This window comes from Proteiniclasticum sp., from assembly GCF_032054185.1.
In the GTDB taxonomy this organism is placed as follows: Bacteria; Bacillota; Clostridia; order Clostridiales; family Clostridiaceae; genus Proteiniclasticum.
Genome location: NZ_DAMBTF010000046.1, coordinates 1 through 7,208, shown reverse-complemented (window position 1 = coordinate 7,208; position 7,208 = coordinate 1). Strand labels below are relative to the sequence as shown.

Annotated in this window: 8 protein-coding genes; all 8 read right to left on the bottom strand. The window is 35.9% G+C overall.

Annotated elements, in window-relative coordinates; all coding sequences use genetic code 11:
• Positions 1-333: 333 nt before the first annotated feature.
• Positions 334-2,007, bottom strand: coding sequence for a diguanylate cyclase (locus RTX25_RS14280; protein WP_312654584.1), 1,674 nt, complete (start codon positions 2,005-2,007; stop codon positions 334-336).
• Positions 2,008-2,074: 67 nt separating this feature from the next.
• Positions 2,075-2,203: a cyclic lactone autoinducer peptide gene (locus tag RTX25_RS14275; RefSeq protein WP_312654583.1), complete on the bottom strand. Its 129-nt coding sequence runs from the start codon at positions 2,201-2,203 to the stop codon at positions 2,075-2,077.
• Positions 2,204-2,258: 55 nt separating this feature from the next.
• Positions 2,259-2,933: an accessory gene regulator B family protein gene (locus tag RTX25_RS14270; RefSeq protein ID WP_312654582.1), complete on the bottom strand. Its 675-nt coding sequence runs from the start codon at positions 2,931-2,933 to the stop codon at positions 2,259-2,261.
• The gene (locus tag RTX25_RS14265; protein ID WP_312654581.1) at positions 2,896-3,390 is read right to left on the bottom strand and encodes a hypothetical protein; all 495 of its coding nucleotides are present in this window, start codon (positions 3,388-3,390) and stop codon (positions 2,896-2,898) included. Before RTX25_RS14265 ends, RTX25_RS14270 begins: the two co-directional genes overlap by 38 nt.
• The gene (locus RTX25_RS14260) at positions 3,378-3,965 is read right to left on the bottom strand and encodes a DUF5317 family protein (RefSeq protein ID WP_312654580.1); all 588 of its coding nucleotides are present in this window, start codon (positions 3,963-3,965) and stop codon (positions 3,378-3,380) included. The genes RTX25_RS14265 and RTX25_RS14260 overlap by 13 nt, the downstream gene beginning before the upstream one ends.
• 959 nt (positions 3,966-4,924) lie before the next feature.
• Positions 4,925-5,065: a transposase gene (locus tag RTX25_RS14655; RefSeq protein WP_397428564.1), complete on the bottom strand. Its 141-nt coding sequence runs from the start codon at positions 5,063-5,065 to the stop codon at positions 4,925-4,927.
• A 4-nt stretch (positions 5,066-5,069) separates the two neighbouring features.
• Positions 5,070-5,738, bottom strand: coding sequence for a hypothetical protein (locus RTX25_RS14255; protein ID WP_312654579.1), 669 nt, complete (start codon positions 5,736-5,738; stop codon positions 5,070-5,072).
• Positions 5,739-5,841: 103 nt separating this feature from the next.
• Positions 5,842-6,360 carry a hypothetical protein gene (locus tag RTX25_RS14250; RefSeq protein ID WP_312654578.1) on the bottom strand — a complete coding sequence of 173 codons (519 nt, stop codon included), beginning with the start codon at positions 6,358-6,360 and terminating at the stop codon, positions 5,842-5,844.
• Between the last annotated feature and the right edge of the window lie 848 nt (positions 6,361-7,208).

The window sequence follows — 7,208 nt, the reverse complement described above, 5'->3', positions numbered from 1 at the left end:
AGTTTGCGGACACTGGACACCGTCAGTTTTCAGACATTTAAATTCAGCATTAACACCTAATATCTAAACGAAACTCTATCTAATATTCTTACATAACTTCTCAATATAATCTATTAAGCTGATTATATTCTATACTTTTAGATTCTCAAAACACTATTTTGCATTCGTTTAATTTCTCTTGTTTAAGTTCAGAAATACCTGACCAGTTACATGATCCATACATGCAGTTTCTAAATCATTTAAATAACCTATCGTGTGCACAAAAATACAGCCGCTCATTTTACATTCATGCAAAATGAGCGGCTGTATTTATTCTGAATCTGTCATTGTAAGTTAGGATATTCCAACCTGTTTCAGCGCTTCCATGAACTGATCTGCTATAACAGGATCAAAATGCGTTGCTTTGCATCTTTCGATTTCTTCAAAGGCTTCCTCAAAGGTTTTGGTTTTCTGGTACGGTCTCTGATTCGTCATTGCATCAAACGAGTCAGCTACTGTAAGGATTCTGGCTAGGTAGTTGATATCATTTCCTGCCAGACCAAGCGGATACCCAGATCCATCATACTTTTCATGATGCTGTAGAACAATCGGTACGATCTTATCGAAGCCATCGATCTGACTGACAATGTCTGCGCTGTCGACCGGATGCTTTTTCAGTTCTTCCCACTGCTCGTTTGACAGCTTGGTATTAGAGATCAGTGTCTCTTTGGAAGTATTGATTTTGCCTAAATCATGCAGATATGCCCCATACAGAAGCTGTCTTTTTTCTTCAGCAGGCAGCATCATATGATCTGCAGCAATTCTGCAGTAGTTGAATACTCTTTCAACATGATTGAAAGTATAGGTATCTCTTGAGTTAATGACGGTAATAAGTGTTTTCAGCGGTTTCATGTCTTCAAGAAGGTTACCACTCGGATCTTTCTCCGAAACATGGTCAAATATGGAAGAATAGACTTCAACCTTGTTTCTACGAAGGAATTTCGCTCTGTATAAAGCCATATCTGCGTTCTCAATTAAATCCTTATAACTTTCTATCTGACTGTTATAGGTGGATACTCCTATAGATGCTGTGAGCATTTTATTATTGAGATTTTCTTTGCCTTTGTAATCATATTGGCAAACTGCTTCTCTTAACCGATCAGCCACGATTATTGCTTTTTCTTTACCGGTTCTTGGTAGAATTACACAAAACTCATCTCCACCATACCTGCATAGAATATCACCTTCTCTAAGATTATCTCTTAGGACTGAAGTTATCTCTTTAAGCAGTTCATCACCCTGAGAGTGACCATAAATATCATTGTATTTCTTGAAATAATCAAGATCCAGCATAATGAGTGATAGCTTTGTATGATTTTTCTTGTTTTCTTCAAAAAGCCTTTCCACGACTTCATGAAAATATCTGTGATTGAATGCACCTGTTAGGCCGTCTACATTCGCGAAGTCAATAAGCTGCTGTATATGCGTCCGTTCGAGTCTGACATAGTGTCCGATTGTCCAGGCTACCAGGAAAAACATTGCAAATAAAGCCAGATCATTTTGAAACTGGATATTGATTGATGTATTATTTCCATGATACAAGTCCATAAAAGCAATTACAGCTGTAGCTATTCCGGACACAAAAAGTCCTGTTCTCATGCCATACTCAATAGTGTAGGATATAATGATGAATAGAAATATATATTTATTCTCACTCTGATTGGCACCACTGACATAAATGGATATGATGAATACAATTACAAAAGTGACTACCTCCAGAACAAGATAGAGCTGATTATGATCTTTTTTATTATATATGAACAACAGAAAGAGCATGACTAGACTAAATGCACTCACTGTAATGCCAAGATAGTAAATACTTATAAAATCGTATTCTTGATTTTCTCGGTTGAAGTAATTTAGTATTGGGATAGCGCTGAAGAAAAGCGCCAGTATCTTTACCGTGAAAAACATCATTCTAATCTGTTCTCTTTTTCTGCTATTTAATGATGGAATTCCGTTCCACAAATTTATCTCCTGCTTTCCTCTGTTGAATGTTGAAAAGACTTGTTTTGCAACAAGTCTTTTCGCTTTTTTACTTATCTCTTAGTGATTCTGGTTCTTCAGGCTGATAAATGTAAAAGAAACAAGCGGATGTCGCCATAGTTGTTGCAATAACAGTCGCAAGAGCAGCCATTAGAGTTAATAAGTTCTTTTTTCTCATTTATATCCCTCCTTTTAGAATGCAAAATTTTATAACGTTAATTATAAGCGATGGTTTAGAAATTGTTCTTAAGTATCGTAAGTCTGTTCAACACTTTATTGACCGCTGAATCCAGTTTAGATATCAGCAACGTGCCTGGTTTAGTTAATGTCATTGTCTGCCATATTACCGCAATTCGGATACTTGCAGCAATACTAAAAAATCCTTCATAAGTACTAGTCATTAGAATAGCGCCAGTTGTTAAAAGAAAGAAGAATAAGAGTTTCGTGAAGCTCTCTTTTCTCAACCTGGCAATTTTCTTTTCCGTTACAATAGGCTTATTGGGGCTATCAACCGGTACATATCGATTAAATATGATAAATACGATAAGGAAAACCGTTAAAGTAATACCTAAGTTAGCATAGATCCCCATTTGAATGTCCAATAAATATTTTGATGAGAGGGCTAAGAGTGCGACTGATAATACACTTATTGTATTGCACCCTGCTATAGTTTCCGAATGCGCCCCTCCTGTTGATTTTCTTATAAAACCCACAATAACAAAGATGATTACACTCTCATAAAAAGTATCTGAAATCACTCCAAATACCACTATCACAATCGAAAGCATGATGATTTGAAGAAATCCTGTCATCCCGTATGCTATTACAGAACGTCTCTCATGATTAAGGCCTAGCTGCAATGCAATTCTATCAGCTATTTTGCTCGCTAATACTTCTATGATAATCACCCTTTCTTTTTAGCCTGAAATAGAACAACATGATGATTATTGCAAAAATTATATTTGCCATTGAACCAATATAGTGCTTAGTTGATGCATCATTTATCATAGTTCGGAATTGATCTTGCCCAAAAATCAATACCGTAAGGGCGGTTACGATCATTTCACTGATCAGGATTAACACCACACAGAGGGCAGTCGAACGGATCGTAATATAAGGCTGCATCTTTAGATAAGTTACAAAGAAAAGATACATGAAAATCATATTCATGATTGTCTGAACGCCTAAAGTTATAGGAAGAAACTTCATAATATAGCTTACTGATGCCACAATAACTGCAGTCATAATATATTCTTTAAGTACGATCTTCTGTTTATTGAATGTATGAACACCAAGTACCAGAACAAAGCTCTGCAGCATGAATCCTAAGATGTATTTTAAAATGAACAGTTCTATAATTCCCATTTATTGCCATCCCTTCTTGCTTGTATCGGATATTTTATGTCTGTATTACTGCTTTCTTTAATCGTGTAGTATACCACAATAAAAATGAATGCATGAATGAGAATATCACCGACGCTTAGTATACTGTATCCTATATCAATATAGTCCGTTAATATCTTATATTTTGTAGCCTCATTACCTAATACATGTATCTGATCTATGGTTCCAATAGGAACCTCGCTGAAATATCCTGTATACTTTGACAGTGTAGGGTATACAGGCATTTTCCCACCATTCTGACTCATCACAAATTTATTTAGCATGGAACCTGTCATAATTAATAGAGACCCAATGAATCCTTGTCTGTATAGTTTATGGACAATTATAGGTACAATCAGTGTATACAGGTATGTCGCTTTGAAAACCGAAGCATATCCGATAAATCTGTAATTTCCTAAAAAAATATTAATCTGGAGTAATATGTATAAAATCTCAGTTATTGCTAATGGATATAAGGAATAGTCTTTGAGAATAGGTTTAACTTTGTACCCCTTGAACTTGCCATACACTATCGCTGCGACTATATAAATTAACATCGATTACCTCATTTTCACGATTATATAAGCATATTTAATAATTATAAGAAAATACGTTTACAACATGCATACTCCCATATTTTACCACAATTATTATATGATTATCAATGGATATATTATTATTGAATATTACACTTGTAAATGAGCAGTGAGTACGCTGATTATTTCACAGGAACGATACCGGTAAAATCAAATATCAGTACCGGTATCATTCCATTGAAGTCCGCTAGTGTCCAGTTGGAGTCCGGCTAGTGTTTTCTGACCGAAAAGAACTCTCTCATATTCAGTGACCCGGTCTCGATGAATACCTCATTGTGGATTATTCTGTCCATAATCGCATCCGCATGGACGCTTCTACCTAAACTCCTATGCTAGTCCTAAGTTCGGAACTGAGTGGAGAAGATGGTAGAGGTGAGATTATGTCTACGTTCAATCAGTTCAAACAGGAAATGCTACTCATCATCGGCCATTTCTTCGAGCAGCCACTCGTCCAGTATCAGCAGGGAATATACGGAATATTTCTTAAGCAGTTTTTGAGGGCCCTTGGGAACCAAGGTTGCCTCATCGAATTCCATAAGCAGATATTTGTTGTTGCTTAATGCATAGCCTTTGATGAGAAAGCACTAATTGATTTCTGATGTACTATAATTTGCTATTGGCTGTTCCTTATTCATTAATATGGCTATAATCTTAAGAAACCCATAGCAGAGATTAAAAATTCTACCATGGATTCTTATTGATTTATTCTATCTGATTTATTATACTTTCCTCATACTGGTTAAAGAAGAATAATGTGCTGAACGCTTAAAGAAGCATCAGGTATATCATTAATCCTGTTTGATGAATTGGTTTAGATTCGACCTACATAAATTTAGTAACCTTGGATAACTTTCATGGAAGTCACTTGTTATATATTTTGGTTCTTTGTCAATTTAGTGGGTGGAAGAAATTCCACCTGTTTAATTCATACGGTATTGGATAAGTTTGGTTGCCCTCGGAAGATTGAGAAACCCGAAGGCGATATTCTTGGATTGCTTTATTACTCTGTTGGTTCGCTCTATGGCACCGTTAGAATAGTTGTAGTCGAATGTGTTGAGAATTTCATCATTCCAGTTTACAGCTGATGCTGCTTTTTCCGGGGTAAGCTACGGACAAGGCCGGTACTGGCTCTTTCATCTTTAAGTCCAAAATCTCTCTCAACTCATTGGGTGAATATCCGTTATTTTCCCAGATCCTTGTATTGTTTTTAAGTTGAACAACAAGATTAAGTGTTTTCTGTATATCAACATCATTTTTGAAAACCACACCCATTTGTTCCATTCGATCCAGAATCTGATTCAGCTTATAATCAAACTGACAAAGTAGCTGAACATCTCCTGCTATGTCCACAGCTTTCTCCGAATCCTTGCTAAAGTACTTCTTGAGGTGACTAACTACTCTATAGTATTCCTGGTTCTTCTCCCAATAAAACCCATCAGCATAATTAAGAAGTTTTACCTTCTTTGGTACATAGTAGGGTTTGTTTTCCTTTTCCCTAAGGTAATAGAGAAATTCATGATGTTCTAATATGACGCTGCTGACGAAGTACCCTTTATGGACTTCAATCCACGCATCATCTACTTCTCCGGGGATATTTTCCTGGAGAAGTTCTATATCTTTTATTGTTATTTTATCGGTATTCTGCTGATTATAGATTTCCAGAACCTTTCTTTTATGGACCATGCCATAAAGGTTGCTAAGTGCAATGATGTACTGGATCAGTTCATTATTCATATTTTCTATTCCCCTTTTCCTGGATATATGGCTTATATTTCAATCTATTGCAGTCTTTCTAAGAGCTTACATCTAAAGACCAATAACCAATTATTAAATATCTTCAATCTTTTCCAAACTCTTTGTATATCCTTTCACCATATTTTTTATAATAGGCATTCGCATTTTTCAGAAAGAAGTCCGCTCTATATAGGTGTTCTTCCTTCTTCTGACAAAGAGAGACCGACAAATCCACCAGAAGCTCCGTAAACGGACTGTTGTCTATGACCACTTGCTCCAACAGATTATCCAAAATAACTCTTCTCTGTTTCCATGAACAAGACTTCACTGAGCTAAGTAACTTTTCTATATAATCTACCTCATCAGTAACCAGAGCTTCGTCTTTTTCACTGCAGCCACCTTTTCTGTTTGCCTTACTGATTTTAGGGTATATCCTTCCCCAGTGAGTGTTCAGCTGTATCTCAACATTGGATTTCCTGCTTTGTTTTCCTTGCTGATTGTCAAAGTATTGAATCAGACTCTCTTCAGCCTCACAGCTGGAATTTGCCATCTGCTGAATAATTACAATGAGCTCGTCTTTTTCAAAGCTGCTCAGCATCTTATGATGTCTATCTTCTATCATAATCCATCTCCATGATTCATGTTATTTATCTTACAGGGGAAACATTCTTGGAATATACGCTGCATTCTTTGTATGCCACGCCAACTTACTAGATGCAACAGAGGTCAAACCACTTTTTTGCTTAAATAGTTCCCTTCAATACATCTTTGGAGTCATTAATTCCCCCCTCTTGTCATACTCATCCGTAAATATTTTAACATATACGAGCAGATATGATAACTTGTTTAAACGTTGATTTCATTCCTGAACAGAAACTCGTTGCTATAGAAACTGTCTTTCTGATCACTTTACCCCTTCTAAGCATTCGCCTAAGTAAAAGGATATTTAATTGTGGTTGTACTGGCAATTACTTTTTTGTATTTCCGATTGCCATTTCTTGTATTTTTACTTTACCATTTACAATTATAGGAAAGCATTAACACTTTAATTAAATGCAGACCCGATTTTCTTAAAGAGGTAATTCTTGTTTTATATCCTTCAGTGAATTATATTATTAAAATGAATCTTTCACTATAGGCGTTATCACTTACTTTACCCACTCTGGAGAATCTCCGATGTATTCTTTTTGTTCCAGGAGAGTCTTTAACGCATTTTTCTTGAATTCATCATCATATCTTTGCCTCTTTCCAGACATGGCACTCTACTCTTTTCGGTCTTTTTGTCTATCTTAACATTCTGTCCGAAATTTAACACAGACCCATGGATTACTACAACAATTTCTGATACCAGTGAGACTAAAAAAGATGACTCCTGTTCAATACAGAAATCATCTTATAGTCGTAAGCGGTCATTATGATTATTTCACTCATATGATTCCACTGATATCTCTTTGGAGTCCACCGATACTT